The sequence below is a fragment of the Paenibacillus intestini genome, assembly GCF_030803945.1.
Classification (GTDB): Bacteria; Bacillota; Bacilli; order Paenibacillales; family Paenibacillaceae; genus Paenibacillus; species Paenibacillus polysaccharolyticus.
In genome coordinates, this window is sequence record NZ_JAURUN010000004.1 from 117502 (window position 1) to 135497 (window position 17996).

Sequence of the window (17996 nt, forward strand, 5' to 3'; positions counted from 1 at the left end):
TAATATGGTTACAATTGGCGTTAGACACGACCAACTTCGTTAACAGCCTTTTCCAAACTGCGGTCATAGAACTGAACGACCTTCTGGTTCGCTTCGTAGGCACGAAATGCCGCATTCATGTCAACGGTAGCCTGAGAGGCGTCTACATTCGACCCTTCCAGATAACCTTGATGAATCTGCACAATATCAGTAGCATTCATCGTCCGAGCCGTTGCACCATTATCTTCATTCAGACTAAAATTACCGTCACCTTGACGAACAAGCTGATTCGGCTGGTCAATAATACTGATTCCAAGCGTAACGCCTGTTGGAACACCTGTAACCGCATTAACAAGGCGGCCTTGCTCATCCACTTTAAATTGATCCACAGGACCTGTCAATACAACCGGTTGCCCATTACTGTCCAGCACCTGAGAACCGGTAGAGCTGAGAAGTTGCCCTGTTCCATTAACATCCAGATGACCATCACGTGTATAACGCGTGTTTCCCTGTGCATCTCGAACGGTAAAGTATGCTTGCGGCTGGTACGTGACCGTTCCATCTGCTCGTACAAACTTGCCGGAAGCATCAAACCGAATGGGTTGATTGGTCTGCGGATCATTCACACTCAAATTCGATGAGATTGCAAAATCACTTGTACGTTTCGTTTCCATAAGAGCGCCTTGAACATTCATGGATAAGCTTTCCTCAGCGAATACGCCGGAGTTGAGTTTGCCCAGCCGCTTTGTTGGAAGATTGGCATCCCCGCCCGTTAAAGTAATGAGCATTTCCGGGAAGGAGCGGTTTACGCTATTCACCTGTTTGTATCCCGTTGTGTTCATATTTACAATATTCTGTGTAGCAGTGTCGTGGCGGCGTTGCTCTGTAATCATTCCCGCAGCAGCGGTGTACAGACCTCTTAACATGAATGAACCCCTCTCCTTAAACGCTTGTCCCTGCAACGCAGGTAGCTGTTTGTCCGTTCTGTTCACCTTTTCGGTGAACCTACCTGCTTTTTATATCGGCAAACTAGAATTTTTTCTTAACTACTTGATCCAAATTATTCAGCATAATGCCTGTTCCTTTTACAACGCAGTGCATCGGATCCTCTGCAACCCATACCGGAACATGCAATTCATTGGACAACAGTTCATCCAGTCCGTTCAGCAATGCACCTCCACCAGTCAAAACGACACCACGGTCAATAATGTCCGCAGACAGTTCAGGTGGTGTGCGCTCCAGTACCGACTTGGCCGCAACGATAATGGATTGCACGGAATCCCATAGCGCTTCCTGCACTTCACTACCTGAAACAGTAACTGTAACCGGCAGACCGGTTACCATATCACGGCCGCGAACATCCATCTCAGCTTGAAGACCCGCAGGGTTAACGGTACCAATTGCGATTTTGATATCTTCGGCTGTACGTTCTCCGATCATAAGTTTGTATTTTGCTTTAATAAACTTGATAATCGCTTCGTCGAACTTGTCCCCCGCAACTTTAATAGAAGAGGCGGTGACTACGTCGCCCATAGACAGGACTGCAACGTCAGTCGTTCCGCCGCCGATATCCACGACCATATTGCCGCTCGGTTGGAAAATATCCATACCTGCCCCGATCGCAGCCGCTTTCGGCTCTTCTTCCAGAAATACTTCTTTGGCACCGCTGCGCTCCGCTGCTTCGCGGATGGCCTTCTGCTCTACAGAAGTGATATTCGTTGGTGCACAGATCAAAATTCGCGGGTGGCTGTACCAGCTTCTTGCCCCTACACGACTAATGAAATGTCTAAGCATGGCTTCCGTAATTTCGAAGTCCGCAATAACGCCATCGCGCAGCGGTCTAATGGCAACAATGTTACCCGGCGTACGCCCCACCATACGACGCGCCTCTTCCCCGACAGCAAGGACCCGCTTCGTATCGCTTTCAATGGTCACGACGGAAGGTTCATTGAGAACAACTCCGCTTCCTTTCACGTGAATAAGCACGTTTGCCGTGCCAAGATCAATACCGATATCCTTGCTAAACATAAAAGAGCCCCCAAAGTGATATTATTTGGTCAGCGTATCCTGTGAAAAAGTGTCTCTTATCACGTCACCGCTCGTTCGACAAAGTGCAACATATATATGTAAAAATCGGGCTGATAAGATGTCATAATTCGATCCTGTACCAGCTTTTAACATATCATACTTCAGGGGAGGGATTCAATCCATGCTGTGAGCTTTTTGGCCTAGTTCTCAAAGAACTTGCTTATGATTTGGCGGAAGCCAGCACCTCACGTTTTTTTCCACTCGTTTTTTTGTACTTGATTTTGGTCGCTTCACCGCCCCGCAAATGACGGATCGACTTATGGTATTCCAAAATGTGTTTCACCTGGTCAGCAAGATCAGGGTTAATTTCCGGCAGACGCTCCGTCAGATCCTTATGCACAGTACTCTTTGACACGCCGAATTCTTTGGCAATGGTACGGACCGTATTTCTCGTCTCAACAATGCAGCGACCAATTTTGATGGTCCGTTCCTTGATGTAATCGTGCACGCTCCCGCCTCCCTACTGTGTGGATAGTTTGGTACATTATATGAGGAGCATGCCTATATATTCGCGGTTTAGAGGTGTGACAAGCTTCGAAGGTCCCATTATTTTCTGAAAAGCATAAAAAAAGCAGAGGTTATTCACCCCTGCCCATCATGTTAGTGCGGTAAAAATCATTTATTTTTCCGGAAGATATCCTTGCGGGTTTACAGGCTGACCATCTTCATAAACTTCAAAGTGAAGGTGATTTCCTAGGTTTTTTCCAAGCTCACTCACACCGGCAGATGCAATCGCATCTCCTTGCTTCACTTCATCGTCCTGTTTTACTTTGACGTCCGCAAGGCTTTGGTATACAGTTTTCAGGTTATCGCTGTGAGTAATCTCCACCACTTGACCTGTAAGCGGATTTTGCTCAACACGTGTAACTTTACCGCTGAGTGCTGCTTTGACTTCAAATGATTTGTTATCACCGCGTGCCAGATCGACACCCGTATTCGGAATAAATGTGTCATTGTACTGCACCATCGCTGCTTCATGCTCTTCACTTGAAGCCTCGTTGTCATAGAATGGTTTAACAACCGAGATCTCGGAAGGAGATGCTACTGGCCAAACAAAATTTTCCGACTTTGCAACAACTTCCACACTTTCCTGATCCCCACCTGTAACGGCTCCCTCGTTGCTCGCTGCGCCTGTTTCTACTGATTCTTTAGGAGAGTCCGGGTTCAGCGCTTTGCCGCCTGTTCCCTGATAGACCCACACTAGAGTTAGTATAATGCCTGCTGCTGCGATGTAGACTGCCGGGAAAACCCAACGTTTGGACATTGCTTTTCTCCATGAAGAGGGCTGAGCTGCCGGTACTCCTTGAGTTGTTTTAGGAGTTTCTTCTTGGATTGATTTTTTGTTGTTTTCATTCATCTTGATCACCTCAGTAACAAGTGTTACCGGGTGCAACTCTTTTATACACGCGCGACTCTAAAAATTTTCACACAGCTTTCAAAGAATGCTATATATGTTAGAGATCAGTGTTCATCCGTGCACCGCTTCGGGGCCAGAAAACCTTTCGACCGCAGGTTACTACCAGATTTCTTCTACCTCCTTTTTCAAAGGTGAAATCCGGTAGTAAAGGAAAGTTTATGCTTCCGATGCAGCTTTTTTTCAAAAAGCTTTCAGCTTCGCTTCTACAGGTCTTTTCTGTCCCCTGCGCTCTCCGTATGCTCTCACTTTACTCATATATAGCCAAATCTTAAAAGCTCCGGAACGGGAGGTTGGTAGAGAACCACTCACTATCCTCACTTCCCCTGCTTTGAGGCTAGCATCTTGGATGCCTGTCCGAAAGAGATTCCCGTATAATAATGTTTCAGAATCTCGGTAGCCGTGTGCCCCTCCTGCGCCATACCATTTGCTCCCCATTGACTCATACCCACTCCATGGCCATAACCATACGTTGTAATCTGCACTTCATCGCCTGTTGTTCTCCAGTTGAACTGACTGGATCTGAGTCCGAGACGTTTGCGAACTTCCGGGCCACTGAACGTTTCACCTGCAATCTGCATTTCTTTAATACGATGTCCTTTGGTCGTAGATAACACTTTGATCCAGGAACCATTCTTATCTGCTGACACCGGAATTGCATCTAGGCTCATCTTCTGCAAAATTTCACTACGCTTCATCGTAATTGTTTCTTCAAAACCTGGTGCAAGCTGTTTATCCCAGGGGCTAGCTACACTTTTCAAATAGGGAACAACGTTCCCCCACACATCCTCTGCATTTTCCGTATATCCATTGCTGGTTGAAAAAAAGGATGCTGTGATCGCGCGACCCTGATACGTCATAACTGCGTCGCGGCTTTCACGAACGGCCTGCTGAAGTTTTTCCCATTCCTTCGCTTTACCTAACCTTGTCCAATCCGCCTTGACCTGATCGGGTGGAATGAAGACCTGATGACTAATCGTATCCGTGACATCTGCTGTGCCTGAAGGTACGCCACTTGTATCGTTTGCAGCAAGTCTTCTCACGATAAATGTGCGAGCAGCTATCGCTTGTGCTTTTAACGCTTCTAACTCGAATTCAGCTGGCATCTCAGCAGCAACTACTCCCGTCACATATGTCTCAAGTGGTAATTCCAACGTTGTCCCGGTAGCAGACAAGTAAACACGCACATTCGGCTCAGGATAGCTTACAGGCACAGCGGGTACAGGATTAGGAGACTGTAGACCGGTACCAGCGTTCACACCTGTAGGAGCAGGCGTAGATTTTACCTGTTCTCCTGCTCGCGGCCACACCAGGATGACCGGAATGCATATCGCCAGAACAAGCAGTGCTGATACCGCTACTGCGGGCTGCCAACGCCCTGGGTGGCGTCCCCAGCGGTGACGGTGACCGAATGCACGCATACGACGACATTTTACCTTACGAAACGCATCCAACTCAATAAGCGGGATATTTATATGCTCTGTAGCTTCCTGTTTCAGTTCCTCCGTAGACAATCCCCTACGTTTAGCATGTATCGTTTCTTGCTTGCTCCCCATTACGATTTGCACCTTTGCCATCTGTAACGGGGCACCTCTCTTCTTCTCAGGATTCAACCTGTCTTTCTCTGCATCCTGAATTAAATTCTCCTCTGATCCCTGCATTCCGGGCCGCGGGGCAAGAGGTACTTTTAGTTGTACACGAGCTTCTTTCATCCGTGATACCCCTCCGTTGTCGATGACCAGGTCATGGCTGGTTTTTTCTCAAATCCATAGTTTAAGATATGAGTTCACTCGATCTGATAGAACCGGATTTAAGAGAAACGCGAACCGTTGCTATTTAATGAGCACCTTTTCCTTTGTATGAGTAGATACCTGAAAGCATTGCTACTACGCGGTTTACACAGTGCATCCCGATCAATGGGTATGGAACACCCGCTCTTTCATATGGTCAAAATAGATATAAGCCTAGATGTTATGTTACACAAAGTTAGGATCAGGTATTAATAGAATCAGGTCCTTAACAGACCATCCTCATATATCGTTTGAACTTGTAAAAAGAACAAAAAAAGCCAAGCCCGGAGGCTCAGCTTCATCAAACGGATACGATACGTTTGATCTTGTTCCTGTATTCTCCACAGTAGAGTAGCTATACAGAAATAACGCTATGTGATATAAACGAAGGTTTACACCCAAGTTGGTTGTACTTTAAACATAGGAACTTCTTCCTCAACTTTTTCGCTAGGCGCCTTAACTGCATCCAGCTTAGGCTCTTCCACCGAAATTCGGTAGATATCTGCCCCGAGGCCATTTAACTTTTCTGCCAAATGTACATAACCACGGTCGATGTGATGTACACCACCTACCTCAGTTGTGCCTTCAGCGACCAAGCCAGCAATGATCAGAGCAGCCCCTGCACGCAGGTCTGTAGCTGTCACTTTAGCACCTTTCAGCTTAGCATTGCCTGTAATGATGGAGGATCTTCCTTCAACTTTGATTTCTGCGTTCATCAGTTGGAACTCATCAACATGCATAAAGCGGTTCTCAAAAACCGTTTCAGTCACAACGCTCGTTCCTTCGGATGCCAGCAACAAAGCCATCATTTGGGATTGCATATCTGTCGGGAATCCTGGGTATGGTAACGTTTTGACATCCACTGCTTTGAGTGGACGGTCTGCAATAACACGCACGCCATTCTCGTCAGGCTGTACTGTTACACCCATTTCTTCAAGTTTAGCAATAACGGAACCCAAGTGATCAGAGATCGCACCTTCAACGTATACGTCACCACCAGAGATTGCTGCGGCAGCCATATACGTTCCTGCTTCAATACGATCTGGAATTACCGTATGCTTAACACCAGACAGTTTCTCAACGCCTTCGATACGAATAACGCCCGTACCGGCTCCGCGAACCTTTGCACCCATCCCGTTCAGGAAGTTAGCCAGATCGACAATCTCAGGTTCTTTCGCCGCATTCTCCAGAACCGTAACACCTTCGGCCAAAGTTGCAGCCATCATAATATTTTGAGTGGCACCTACAGAAGCCACATCCAGATAAATTTTCGCCCCGCGCAACCGTCCTTGGCTACGTGCTTCGATATAACCTTGGCCCAAGCTAATCTCGGCTCCCATGGCTTCAAACCCTTTGAGATGCTGATCAATCGGTCGTGTACCGATGGCACATCCACCAGGCAATGAGATTCTTGTTTTACCCAAACGCGTCAGCAAAGGCCCCATGACCAGAAAAGACGCCCGCATTTTACTAACCCATTCATACGGGGCTTCACAGGAAGTAAGGTTCTCCGCATTTACGGTAATCACTTCGTCCCGGTATGTAACTCCCGCTCCTAGCGATTCCAACACTTTGTTAATCGTCATCACATCGTCTAGAGGAGGTGCGTCAATAATAACGCTTTGTCCTTCTTCCCCTAAGAGAGAGGCAGCGATGATCGGAAGAACAGAATTTTTAGCGCCGCTAACTTTGACACTTCCGGTCAACCTTTTGCCACCGCGGACGATAAATTTGCTCATCATGGTTCCCTCCGCGCTTTTATTCCCTTTTCCTCATTCCGGAATACGTAAGCCCCACTGTGATAGAAAGGACTGTTGCTGTGTGTGGAATTTCGACATATTCTGGCATGTAAGCACAGATGTCTGATCAGAAAAGAATTGGTTTGTATAATTCATATCGATGATACCATGTGTACTGTACATCCTGCTTTATGGCTTGAAAACTCATTAAAAAGGCCATCTTAGCATCAGAACAGACCAATTGGGATGGTTTTTAGCCGGTAACTACCGGATATCCCCTTTATAACCTACATAATTAGTGAAAAATTGTGAATTCCCTAACTTCCATCATAACATTGTTGAATTGTTCGATACAAGCATTTTTTACATAAACAATTCAAATTTGGTCAGTTAAACGTTCACATTTCTTTCTTATATTTTGGCCGACAGCTCATACTCTAATTGTTAACACAATTAATCGATGTTATTCGACAATGAGCCGCTTGAAGAACCTAACAGATGATTAACCAACCATCTCAACATTAAAACAAATTTCTTAACATTTGAGTCCAGGACAAATAATCAATAACAAAGCCAGCAACGGCATGCCCTAGAATAATGGCCAGCAACAAATGTAACAGTCTCCCCTGAGGACCTTTCGGCTGTCTGATCACTAAATCCAATTTCAGATTTTGCAATGACCACCATGTAATCGCTATACATATAAGAGAAACGACAATTGAGATCAGGCTGTTTGTGCTCAATGTCTGGTTCACCTGATTCGCCAGATCATTACCCATATCTTCTTACCTCCACCTTGATTGTTGCAGCGATCGGCATATCATATGCCTAACCCCCATAACTTGTTAGTACACAGGAATGAGCGAAAACCAGAAAAACATCTCTGTTCTACTGTCAGGTCCCCCTCGAATTGAAAAAGTCTCTGATGCCTACCTGATCAAGCAACAACAATTCAACTCTGCAAGATGATGGACATCTAGCGCCCTACTTCCTGCATCTGCTGACTCTAAGGAATATAGGCTGTTTCACTATTACTTGTCAACTACATTGATTTCCACTTCAAAAAATATTTTAATTTTTATCCGCCAGTAATGGGTGACTAAAACGACATAAAATAGCGTTATAACGATATCGATTCTGTCATTTCCTCGGAAATAATTCTACTGAATCTCGTAAAATTAGTTCTATCAGGGTGATATGCCCATACTACTTAAGTCCTACATCTTATTCACCTGATCATTGAAATGTGAATCTAATTATTTGAAGCTATTCATACTATATAAAGAGAAAACTCTCTAACATTCAAATCCATAAATAGCGTATTGGCAATTCATCATCGTATTCCACTTTTTTATTTCTATCATTATTTCTTCATAAAAGAGTAAAAGAACCCGGCAGACAATGCCGCCGGGCTCCATAAGTTACTTTATTTGCCGAATACGTTGATCCGGTTAACCGCTTTTTGCAAAGCAATCTCTGCACGACGGTGATCAAAGTGATCCTGGTTGCTTTGGCTGGCAAGCCGGCGTTCTGCCCGCTCTTTGGCCGCACGCGCACGATCCACATCGATGCTTTCCGGGAATTCGGCACTCTCTGCGAGTACAACAACCTTATCTTTGCGGACTTCGATAAAGCCGCCGCCGATGGCGACTTGCTTATTCTCTTTTCCGTTTTTGATCGTGATCGGTGCAATCTGTAAAGGTGTGACCATCGGGATATGACCAGGGAGAATCCCCAGTTCCCCTTCAATACCGCGAGCGATGACGCTATCCACTTGCTGTGAATAGACGAGACGCTCAGGCGTTACGATCTCCAACAAAAAGGTGCTCAATTCCATCCCTCCTGAAACTATCCGAAGGATAGCTCGCTTCATAAGGACAATCCTGGACTCAGATTATACCAGTGTTTTAGCTTTCTCCACTGCCTCTTCAATCGTACCCACGAAGAGGAATGCTGCTTCCGGCAGATCGTCATGCTTGCCTTCGAGAATCTCTTTAAAGCTGCGCACTGTTTCTTTAACCGGAACGTATTTACCCGGAATACCGTTAAATGCTTCAGCAACGTGGAAAGGCTGGGACAAGAAACGTTGAATTTTACGCGCACGATATACGAGCGCTCTGTCTTCTTCGCTGAGCTCGTCCATACCCAGGATTGCGATGATATCTTGAAGTTCGTTATAACGTGCCAAGATACGTTTAACGCCTTGTGCGACACTATAGTGCTCTTCGCCAACAACTTCAGGAGACAAGATCCGGGAGCTGGATGCGAGTGGATCTACGGCTGGGTAGATACCCATCTCGGAGATTTTACGCTCCAGGTTTGTTGTTGCATCCAAGTGAGCAAACGTTGTTGCAGGAGCCGGGTCAGTATAGTCATCCGCAGGTACGTAGATCGCCTGGATGGATGTAACCGATCCTTTTTTCGTTGAAGTGATACGCTCTTGCAATTGACCCATTTCTGTTGCCAGCGTAGGCTGGTAACCTACCGCGGATGGCATACGTCCAAGCAAGGCAGATACTTCTGAACCCGCTTGGGTGAAACGGAAGATGTTATCGATAAAGAGCAACACGTCACGGCCTTCTTCATCACGGAAATATTCCGCCATAGTCAAACCTGTGAGGGCTACACGAAGACGTGCGCCTGGTGGCTCGTTCATTTGTCCGAAGACCATTGCTGTTTTGTTGATAACGCCGGAATCACTCATCTCGTGATACAAGTCATTACCTTCACGGGTACGCTCACCAACACCGGCAAATACGGAGATACCGCCGTGTTCTTGCGCAATGTTGTTGATCAATTCCTGAATGGTTACCGTTTTACCTACACCGGCACCACCAAACAGACCGATTTTACCACCTTTTGCGTAAGGAGCCAGCAAGTCGATAACTTTGATACCTGTTTCAAGCATTTCCGCTTGGGTAGTCAATTCATCAAATGCAGGAGCAGAGCGGTGAATCGGGTTTTTATGTTCAGATACAACTGTACCGCCAGTATCGATCGCTTCGCCGAGTACGTTAAATACACGGCCCAGTGTCGCTTCACCGACAGGTACAGAGATTGGAGCTCCAGTATCTACGGCTTCCATGCCACGTACGAGACCGTCCGTGGAGGACATCGCGATACAACGTACACGGTTGTCACCCAGATGTTTCGAAGCTTCGAGTGTAAGATTTACACTCACACCGCTCTCGTTTACTGTAGTGATCGTAATGGCATTGAGGATTTCCGGCAGACCGCCGCGATCAAACTCGACGTCAACAACCGGACCCATGATGCTCACAACGCGTCCTTTGTTCATCTTAACGTTCCCCTCCTACAAGCCTGCTACTTTGGCAAAAATAAAATTCCGTTCGTTTATTTTTGCAGTGCAAGCCTTCATTAAATAAAAAACGGTTAGCCTTGTGCTGCGTTGGCACCTGCCACAATTTCCGTAATCTCCTGCGTAATCGCTGCTTGACGGGCACGGTTATAAGTCAATGACAGATCATTAATGAGTTTCGATGCATTTTTGGTTGCATTACCCATTGCTGTCATCTTCGCACCCAGTTCACTCGCTTTACCATTCAACAGTGCACCGTAGATCAATGTTTCCGCATAACGCGGAAGCAAAACTTCCAGCACAGCCTCAGCTGACGGTTCATACTCGTAGCTCGCAGTCGGTCCATCCGCAGGAGTTAACTCAGGTGTTTCCATAGGGAGAAGTTTCTCCATTGTCGGAATCTGGGTCAACGCATTTACAAAGCGGTTATAACAAATGTACAATTCATCAAAATCAGCCAGTTCAAATCCATGAACTGCCTCATGAGCGATGGATTTGATATCTGCGAATGAAGGTGAGTCCGACAGATCTGTAGTTGTGGAAGCCATAGCAATTTCGCGTCTTCTGAAATAGTCACGCCCTTTACGACCAATAACGAATAATTCGTACTCGTCCTGGGAGTTGTGACGCTCTTTCAGAGTCTGACTCACCTGACGCAGAACGTTCGCATTGTATCCACCTGCAAGACCCCGATCTGACGTAATGATCAGATACGCTGTCTTTTTGACCGGACGGCTTTCCAGCATCGGGTGCTGGATACCTTGGGTACTGGAGGCAATGCTCGCCACAACTTCTTTCAACTTCTCTGAATAAGGACGTGCGGCCTCTGCTTTTTCCTGCGCTTTACGCAGTTTTGCAGCTGCAACCATCTCCATTGCTTTGGTGATCTGCTTTGTGCTTTGTACGCTTTTAATTTGCCGCTTAATTTCGCGCATGCCTTTTGCCATGATTTCACCACCTTAAAGTTTTGACATAGTCAAAACTACTTCGTAAGCATATTCCTGCTTTGACTGAGTCAAAGTTTTGCATGCAGACATGCGGAATCGGTTAGACAACTCCGCAGCTACAATCATCTATTTAGACAGAGACTGCGAAGCTCTTTCTGAACTTCTCGATTGCACCTTTGAGTGCATTTTCATTGTCTGCTGTCAATTCTTTCGTTTCACGAATCGATCCCAGAATTTCCGGGTGGTTGCTCTCCATGAACGCAAGGAACTCATGCTCAAAACGAGTAACATCACCTGTTGGAATCTCATCAAGGAATCCTTTAACTGCAGTGTACAAGCTGACAACCTGTTGTTCTACAGGCAACGGCTGGTTAACACCTTGCTTCAGAATTTCCATCATACGTGCACCACGATTCAGACGAGCCTGAGTCGCTTTATCCAGATCGGAACCGAACTGGGAGAACGCTTGAAGCTCACGATATTGAGCGAGGTCAAGACGCAGGGAACCTGCAACCTTTTTCATCGCTTTGATCTGAGCAGAACCACCGACACGGGATACAGAGATACCAACGTTGATCGCCGGACGTTGTCCAGCATTGAACAAGTCAGCTTCCAAGAAGATCTGTCCATCCGTGATGGAGATTACGTTCGTTGGAATATAAGCAGATACATCGGAAGCTTGTGTTTCAATGAACGGCAGTGCGGTTAAAGAACCACCACCCAGTTCATCGTTCAGCTTCGCAGCACGCTCCAGCAAACGGGAGTGCAGGTAGAAGACGTCACCCGGATAAGCCTCACGGCCCGGTGGACGACGGAGCAACAAGGACAACTCACGATAAGCAGAAGCTTGTTTAGTCAAGTCATCATAGATAACCAGGACGTGCTCGCCTTTATACATGAAATACTCACCCATCGAACAACCGGAGTACGGTGCGATGTACAAGAGTGGTGATGGATCGGAAGCTGCTGCTGTTACAACAATGGTGTACTCCATTGCGCCTTTACGACGAAGAGTTTCCACAACTTGTGCAACCGTAGACTGCTTCTGACCAATAGCCACATAGATACACTTCATGCCGCTACCTTTTTGGTTCAGGATCGCATCAATGGCAATCGATGTTTTACCTGTTTGACGGTCACCGATGATCAACTCACGTTGTCCGCGACCGATTGGTACCATTGCATCGATGGCTTTAATTCCTGTTTGCATCGGCTCATGAACGGATTTACGATCCATTACGCCTGGTGCTTTACCTTCAACCGGACGGAATTCCGTTGTAGCGATTGGCCCTTTGCCATCCACTGGAATACCAAGCGGGTTCACGACACGTCCAATCAATGCTTCGCCTACAGGCACCTGCATGATTTGACCAGTCCGTTTCACTTGGTCGCCCTCACGAATATCATAGTAAGGTCCCAGGATAACGACACCGACATTGCTTTCTTCTACGTTCATGGCGAGGCCCATTACACCGCTTGGGAACTCAACCAACTCGTTGGACATGACATTCTCGAGTCCGTATACACGGGCGATCCCGTCACCAACCTCAATAACTGTACCAACTTCGACTACATCGATATCAGTCTTATATTGTTCAATCTGACTCTTAATTAATGTACTGATTTCTTCTGGTTTGATACTCAAGTGTCCTCACCCCAATCTACTGTACTCGTCTGTTAAAAGACTGCTCAAGACGTTCGAGCTTGCCAGCCAAGCTGCCGTCATAGATCGTATCGCCAATGGCGACTTTCAATCCGCCCAGCAGTGCAGGATCAACAATGTTCTCGATACGGATCTTTTTATTCACACGGCCACCGAACTCACGGGCTACCGCTTCTTTCTCTTCTTCCTTCAATGCATAGGTCGAGTATACGCGAGCATCGGCGATTCCAAGGGAATCCCCTTCAATTCTCACATAATCATCCAACAGGTCTTGCAACAATTCCACGCGGCCACGCTCAATCAGAAGCAAAACCGTGCGAAGGACAGGTTCGGACACTTTGCCATCAAGGCTTGCATGAAGCACATTTCGCTTGGCTTCATCAGAGATGTTTGGAGAAACAATAAATTTGATAATCTCTTGATCTCCGGTTAATCCACTGACAACGGCACGCAGTTCCTGTTCAACTTCAAGCACTTGCTGCTGCTGAAGAGCAACTTCGAACAATGCTTTTGCATAACGCTTGGCAACAATCGTATCGCGGCTCATTGTCGGCCCCCTACCTCATTGAGGTATTGGTTCACAAGTTCCTCTTGTGCTGGACCGTTCTCAACTTCTTTTTTGATCAATCTGGAAGCAATCTGAACGGAAGCAGTACCCAGTTCGCTGCGAAGAGCGGCAACCGCTTTGTTCTTCTCGCTCTCAATTTCACGTACAGCATCGTCTTTGAGACGAGTTGCTTCAGCTTTGGCATCAGCCAGAATGGATTCAGCCTGCTTGCCACCCGTTTGTCTGGATTGTTCAATAATGTCGTGAGCTTCTTTGCGCGCTTGTTCCAGAGCCTGTTTTTGCTCCTCCACATAAGCAATCGCCTGTTCCCGAGTCTGAGCAGCCTCATTCATCTGGCTCATTACGAGTTCACGACGCTTTTCCATGATGGAGAACAACGGACCGAAAGCATAACGGCTAAGCAGCCAGTATAAAACCAAAAATGCGATAATCGCAAGAAGCGTATTTTCCCATAAGAAACTCAATCTGTTCACTCCTTCCTGGAGGTATCCTAAACCGTTATCCCTTACAGGATAAGTTCCTAGCTAAAAAGAAGGCGCGGAGGGCTACAGCCTTCCCCGCCGTACTGTGTTATGTCTTAAGCAGCACCGTAGAACATGAATGCGAGTACCACACCGATGATCGGCAATACCTCGATCAAACCTACCCCGATGAACATTGTTGTTTGCAGTGTGGATTTCGCTTCTGGTTGACGCGCGATCCCTTCCACTGTTTTGCTGATTACCATACCGTTACCGATACCTGCGCCGAAAGCGCCCAATCCTGCAACAATTGCTGCTGCGATTAATGCCATTGCTCCCATTTGTATATCCTCCTTAAAATTATAAATCAATTTTATTGTTCAGCCTGATGGAGAGATCCCCGCAGGTCTAAAACTTAATGTTCTTCGTGCGTTTCGATGGTCTGTGAAATGTACACCATCATTAGAATGACGAAAACGAAAGCTTGAATCCCGCCGATAAAGATACTGAAACCTTGCCACACTGCAAGTAGCGGTATTGCGAAAATAGCGCCCAGCACTTTAAAGCTGGTCAGTTTGAGGATGGTTGCAATCAGCACCTCACCCGCAAAAATATTCGCGAACAAACGCATGCCGTGCGTGAGCAACTTGGACGCGGTCTCGATAATATTAATCGGAAGGAACAACGCGTACGGTTGCACATAGTGCTTCAGATAACCTCTAGTGTTCTTGAACAGTCCAAGTCCATGTGCTACGAGGAAGGCTACAAGAGCTAGTCCCATCGTTACGGACAAGTCAGCTGTTGGTGATTTGAACCAAGCCAGCTCGATATGTGGATGCGCTTCTGGGTCCTTCGCGTGAGCCTTTTCATAAGCCTCAACCGCTGTAACGATTGGTTTCCCGAAAACGGTAGCTGCATTAACATCCTTAACATCGGTAACTGCCTGGAATGGAAGCCCAAGCATATTTCCTACGAAGATGAACAAAATCATCGTAAGTGCGAGAGAAATAAAGTGTTTGCCTTTCTTCATGTCCATCGTACTGGATATCAGATTACGAACGAACTCAACAGCCCACTCCATAAAGTTTTGCAGCTTTCCCGGATTATCCACCGACAGGTTCCGTGTAGCGATGATGGCAAATATGAAGACAATGGCGCTGGTTACAATCAACATCAATAGTACGGACAAGTCCAGATGAAATCCACCAAGCATAATCACTGGAGCTTCATGCATATTTTTTTCTCACCCCTTTCTCTACCTGAAAGTTGCCACACTCAAAATCACTCTGCTTTGCGGGACATGATGATCCCTATAATTAATAGGGAAAATTGCGCAATGGCCAGACCGCCTGCAACCGCATATGTATTGAAGTACTGCGGAAAGCGCATCGATATGTAAATACCAAGCACTGCGAGCGCCGCTCTTGTCAAAAATCCCAGGTTCACACGCTTCAGATTACCTTCTGCCGCATCATCGGACATCTTCCTCACCTTGTAGCCCAGGTAAAATGCATTAATCAAACTGATGCTAACACCCAGGGCCAGTCCCAAAGCAATCGTTTCCAAACGAGGTGCAAATGCAGCCGTCAGAAAACAAATCATGAGAATGTACATGACGGAAACGGTCATCCATCTGCGATATCTGGCTAGTTCACTCATCACTTTCCCCCATGAATTTTTTAGCAATAAAGTAAATGCTTACCCCGCCTGCCGCAAGAAAAAAGAGAACGCTTACGGCGATCCATATTCCGTTGCCTCCAATGGTCCTGTCCAACCACGAGCCAGCGTAATACCCGGCAACAGCGAGCAAGGCAATCTCGATCCCAAAAGCTGTCACGAGCCCCATTGCTTTCCAGACCTTATCATCATGGTTACGGGATGAATTTGGTTTGTTCGAATCGGCCATTTTCCACGCCACCCTTGCAATCCCAGTTAATTTTACTGAATGATGAGAGCCTTTGTCAATTGATTGATTTTAGCGTTTTAAAGGGAGAAACGACGGGTCTACAGCTTAAGAAAGCCCATAAACCCGCGTAAACCGTACAGTTTAACTGTATGCTATCCCCTCTATAAATCCAACAGAAAATGTGAATTATTTTTTGAACTTTCTGTGAAATGATTCCGGACGCTCACTTTTTACGCCAAAATGGTGCAAAATCGCATTGACAATTCTTTCCGAAGCATGTCCATCACCGTATGGATTAGCAGCTTGGCTCATGCTTGCATACAGTGCTTCATCCGTAAGCAGAGCCTTGGTCCGTTCATATACACGTTCCTCTTCTGTCCCTACCAATTCCAGCGTACCTGCTTCGATGCCTTCCGGGCGCTCTGTAGTATCGCGCAATACAAGAACAGGCACACCAAACGAAGGCGCTTCTTCCTGCAAACCGCCTGAATCAGTCAGGATCAAGTGAGTGTGCGGGTAAAAGTTATGCAAATCCACTACGTCTAGCGGATCAATTAACTGAATACGGGGATGATTCCCCAAAATCGCGTGAGCCGGCTCCTTCACAGCAGGACTAGGGTGCACCGGGTACACGATGGCAATATCTTCAAATTCGTCAGCAATACGTTTGACGGCCTGGAAAATGTTGCGGTGAGGCTCGCCTTGAGATTCGCGGCGATGAGCAGTCATCAGCACCAGGCGTTTGCCTTGGGCCCAATCAAGTACCGGGTGTTTGTAATCCTCCCGTACTGTATATTGAAACACATCTGTTACCGTGTTGCCTGTGACGTAGGTACTAGACTCCGGTTTATTTTCCTTGGCAAGATTGGAAGAAGACCAGTCCGTTGGCGCAAAATGCAGATCGGCCAAAACACCCGTCAACTGGCGGTTCATCTCTTCCGGGTAAGGTGACAGCTTATTCCACGTCCGCAGACCGGCTTCCACGTGTCCGACCTGAATCTGTTGCAGGAAGGCTGCATAGCTGGCTACAAATGTAGTCAACGTATCACCGTGAACGAGCACGATATCAGGTTTAGCTTCACGCAAAACCGGCTCCAGACCGCCAAGAACACGAATGGTGATTTCGTTCAGGGTCTGACGATCTTTCATGACATCCAGATCATAATCGGGATGAATGTCGAAAACTTCAAGAACCTGATCCAGCATCTGGCGATGTTGCGCAGTTACGCAAACAATCGACTCAATAGACTCAGGATGTTTTTGCAATTCCAGAATCAGCGGAGCCATCTTGATCGCTTCTGGACGCACCCCGAAAATAGTCATCACTTTAATTTTTTTGGACATTTGAGCAAAGCTCCTTTTCTAATCCGCATGAAAATATGCTTATTTCGTTCCGTACAAACGGTCTCCCGCATCGCCAAGTCCTGGCACGATATATCCGTGATCATCCAGACGGTCGTCAAGCGCAGCTACATAGATGTCTACATCTGGATGTGCATCTTGTACTGCTTTTACGCCCTCTGGCGCTGCGACCAGGTTCATCATTTTGATCTGAGTGCATCCGCGCTTTTTGAGCACGTCAATCGCTGCGATTGCCGATCCGCCTGTTGCAAGCATCGGGTCAATCACAATAAGTTGACGTTCAGTCACATCTGTAGGCAGCTTGGTGTAGTATTCAACCGGTTGCAGTGTTTCCGGGTCACGGAACAAACCAACATGTCCTACTTTTGCCGCTGGCAACAACTTCACAACGCCATCCAGCATCCCTAGTCCCGCACGCAGAATCGGTACCAGTCCAAGCATACGTCCAGAAATTACTTTTCCTTGTGTCGCAGCTACAGGCGTTTGTACATCAATGGATTCCAGCTCAACATCTCTTGTAATCTCGTAAGCCATTAATGTTGCTACTTCATCAACCAATTCACGAAAATCTTTCGTATTCGTACGCATGTCGCGTATAAACGTCAGTTTGTGTTGAATCAGGGGGTGATCACATATTACTAATTTTCCCATTAAATTGTCCCTCCGGTAAGTTCTTCATGAGTTAAGCATTTCCAAATATACCTAGCCGTCATTCACAGGCTCGATAAATCCTGTATATTATATCATCACCCACACTGAA

The 17996-nt window shown here is 46.6% G+C and carries 19 protein-coding genes; all 19 read right to left on the bottom strand.

The window, feature by feature from the left end; genetic code table 11:
• Positions 1-20 precede the first annotated feature (20 nt).
• The 19 genes from J2T16_RS13820 to upp all read right to left on the bottom strand — a co-directional run bounded on the left by J2T16_RS13820 (position 21) and on the right by upp (position 17887).
• On the bottom strand, positions 21-905 hold the full coding sequence (locus tag J2T16_RS13820; protein WP_253500448.1) for a flagellar hook-basal body protein: 885 nt from the start codon (positions 903-905) through the stop codon (positions 21-23).
• Between the two features lie 103 nt (positions 906-1008).
• Positions 1009-2007 carry a rod shape-determining protein gene (locus J2T16_RS13825; RefSeq protein WP_090922887.1) on the bottom strand — a complete coding sequence of 333 codons (999 nt, stop codon included), beginning with the start codon at positions 2005-2007 and terminating at the stop codon, positions 1009-1011.
• Positions 2008-2227: 220 nt separating this feature from the next.
• Entirely contained in the window at positions 2228-2515 is a 288-nt protein-coding gene (gene spoIIID, locus J2T16_RS13830; protein WP_024632710.1) for a sporulation transcriptional regulator SpoIIID, read from the bottom strand.
• Between the two features lie 171 nt (positions 2516-2686).
• Entirely contained in the window at positions 2687-3424 is a 738-nt protein-coding gene (gene spoIIQ / locus J2T16_RS13835; protein WP_090922885.1) for a stage II sporulation protein SpoIIQ, read from the bottom strand.
• A 374-nt stretch (positions 3425-3798) separates the two neighbouring features.
• Positions 3799-5193 (bottom strand): stage II sporulation protein D, encoded by a 1395-nt coding sequence (gene spoIID, locus J2T16_RS13840; RefSeq protein ID WP_336121756.1) that lies wholly within the window; start codon positions 5191-5193, stop codon positions 3799-3801.
• A 470-nt stretch (positions 5194-5663) separates the two neighbouring features.
• A complete protein-coding gene (gene murA, locus J2T16_RS13845) occupies positions 5664-7010 on the bottom strand; it encodes a UDP-N-acetylglucosamine 1-carboxyvinyltransferase (RefSeq protein WP_090922882.1) in 1347 nt (448 codons plus the stop codon).
• 521 nt (positions 7011-7531) lie between these two features.
• Entirely contained in the window at positions 7532-7789 is a 258-nt protein-coding gene (locus J2T16_RS13850) for a DUF1146 family protein (protein WP_090922880.1), read from the bottom strand.
• 647 nt (positions 7790-8436) lie between these two features.
• Positions 8437-8841: a F0F1 ATP synthase subunit epsilon gene (locus J2T16_RS13855; protein WP_090922878.1), complete on the bottom strand. Its 405-nt coding sequence runs from the start codon at positions 8839-8841 to the stop codon at positions 8437-8439.
• A 63-nt stretch (positions 8842-8904) separates the two neighbouring features.
• Positions 8905-10308 carry a F0F1 ATP synthase subunit beta gene (gene atpD, locus J2T16_RS13860; RefSeq protein ID WP_090922876.1) on the bottom strand — a complete coding sequence of 468 codons (1404 nt, stop codon included), beginning with the start codon at positions 10306-10308 and terminating at the stop codon, positions 8905-8907.
• Positions 10309-10403: 95 nt separating this feature from the next.
• Positions 10404-11276, bottom strand: coding sequence for an ATP synthase F1 subunit gamma (atpG, locus tag J2T16_RS13865; protein ID WP_090922874.1), 873 nt, complete (start codon positions 11274-11276; stop codon positions 10404-10406).
• A 130-nt stretch (positions 11277-11406) separates the two neighbouring features.
• Positions 11407-12921 (bottom strand): F0F1 ATP synthase subunit alpha, encoded by a 1515-nt coding sequence (atpA, locus tag J2T16_RS13870; protein ID WP_090922872.1) that lies wholly within the window; start codon positions 12919-12921, stop codon positions 11407-11409.
• A gap of 16 nt (positions 12922-12937) precedes the next feature.
• Positions 12938-13486 (bottom strand): F0F1 ATP synthase subunit delta, encoded by a 549-nt coding sequence (locus tag J2T16_RS13875; RefSeq protein ID WP_090922870.1) that lies wholly within the window; start codon positions 13484-13486, stop codon positions 12938-12940.
• Entirely contained in the window at positions 13483-13971 is a 489-nt protein-coding gene (gene atpF, locus J2T16_RS13880) for a F0F1 ATP synthase subunit B (protein WP_090922868.1), read from the bottom strand. Before atpF ends, J2T16_RS13875 begins: the two co-directional genes overlap by 4 nt.
• 113 nt (positions 13972-14084) lie before the next feature.
• Complete coding sequence (gene atpE, locus J2T16_RS13885; RefSeq protein WP_090922866.1) at positions 14085-14309, bottom strand: F0F1 ATP synthase subunit C; 225 nt, start codon at positions 14307-14309, stop codon at positions 14085-14087.
• A 74-nt stretch (positions 14310-14383) separates the two neighbouring features.
• Entirely contained in the window at positions 14384-15202 is an 819-nt protein-coding gene (atpB, locus tag J2T16_RS13890) for a F0F1 ATP synthase subunit A (protein WP_090922864.1), read from the bottom strand.
• 47 nt (positions 15203-15249) lie between these two features.
• Positions 15250-15627, bottom strand: coding sequence for an ATP synthase subunit I (locus J2T16_RS13895; RefSeq protein WP_090922862.1), 378 nt, complete (start codon positions 15625-15627; stop codon positions 15250-15252).
• Positions 15620-15874 (bottom strand): AtpZ/AtpI family protein, encoded by a 255-nt coding sequence (locus J2T16_RS13900; RefSeq protein WP_090922860.1) that lies wholly within the window; start codon positions 15872-15874, stop codon positions 15620-15622. Before J2T16_RS13900 ends, J2T16_RS13895 begins: the two co-directional genes overlap by 8 nt.
• A gap of 186 nt (positions 15875-16060) precedes the next feature.
• A complete protein-coding gene (wecB, locus tag J2T16_RS13905) occupies positions 16061-17218 on the bottom strand; it encodes a non-hydrolyzing UDP-N-acetylglucosamine 2-epimerase (RefSeq protein WP_221791292.1) in 1158 nt (385 codons plus the stop codon).
• 39 nt (positions 17219-17257) lie between these two features.
• Positions 17258-17887 (bottom strand): uracil phosphoribosyltransferase, encoded by a 630-nt coding sequence (gene upp / locus J2T16_RS13910; protein WP_090922856.1) that lies wholly within the window; start codon positions 17885-17887, stop codon positions 17258-17260.
• Positions 17888-17996 lie beyond the last annotated feature (109 nt).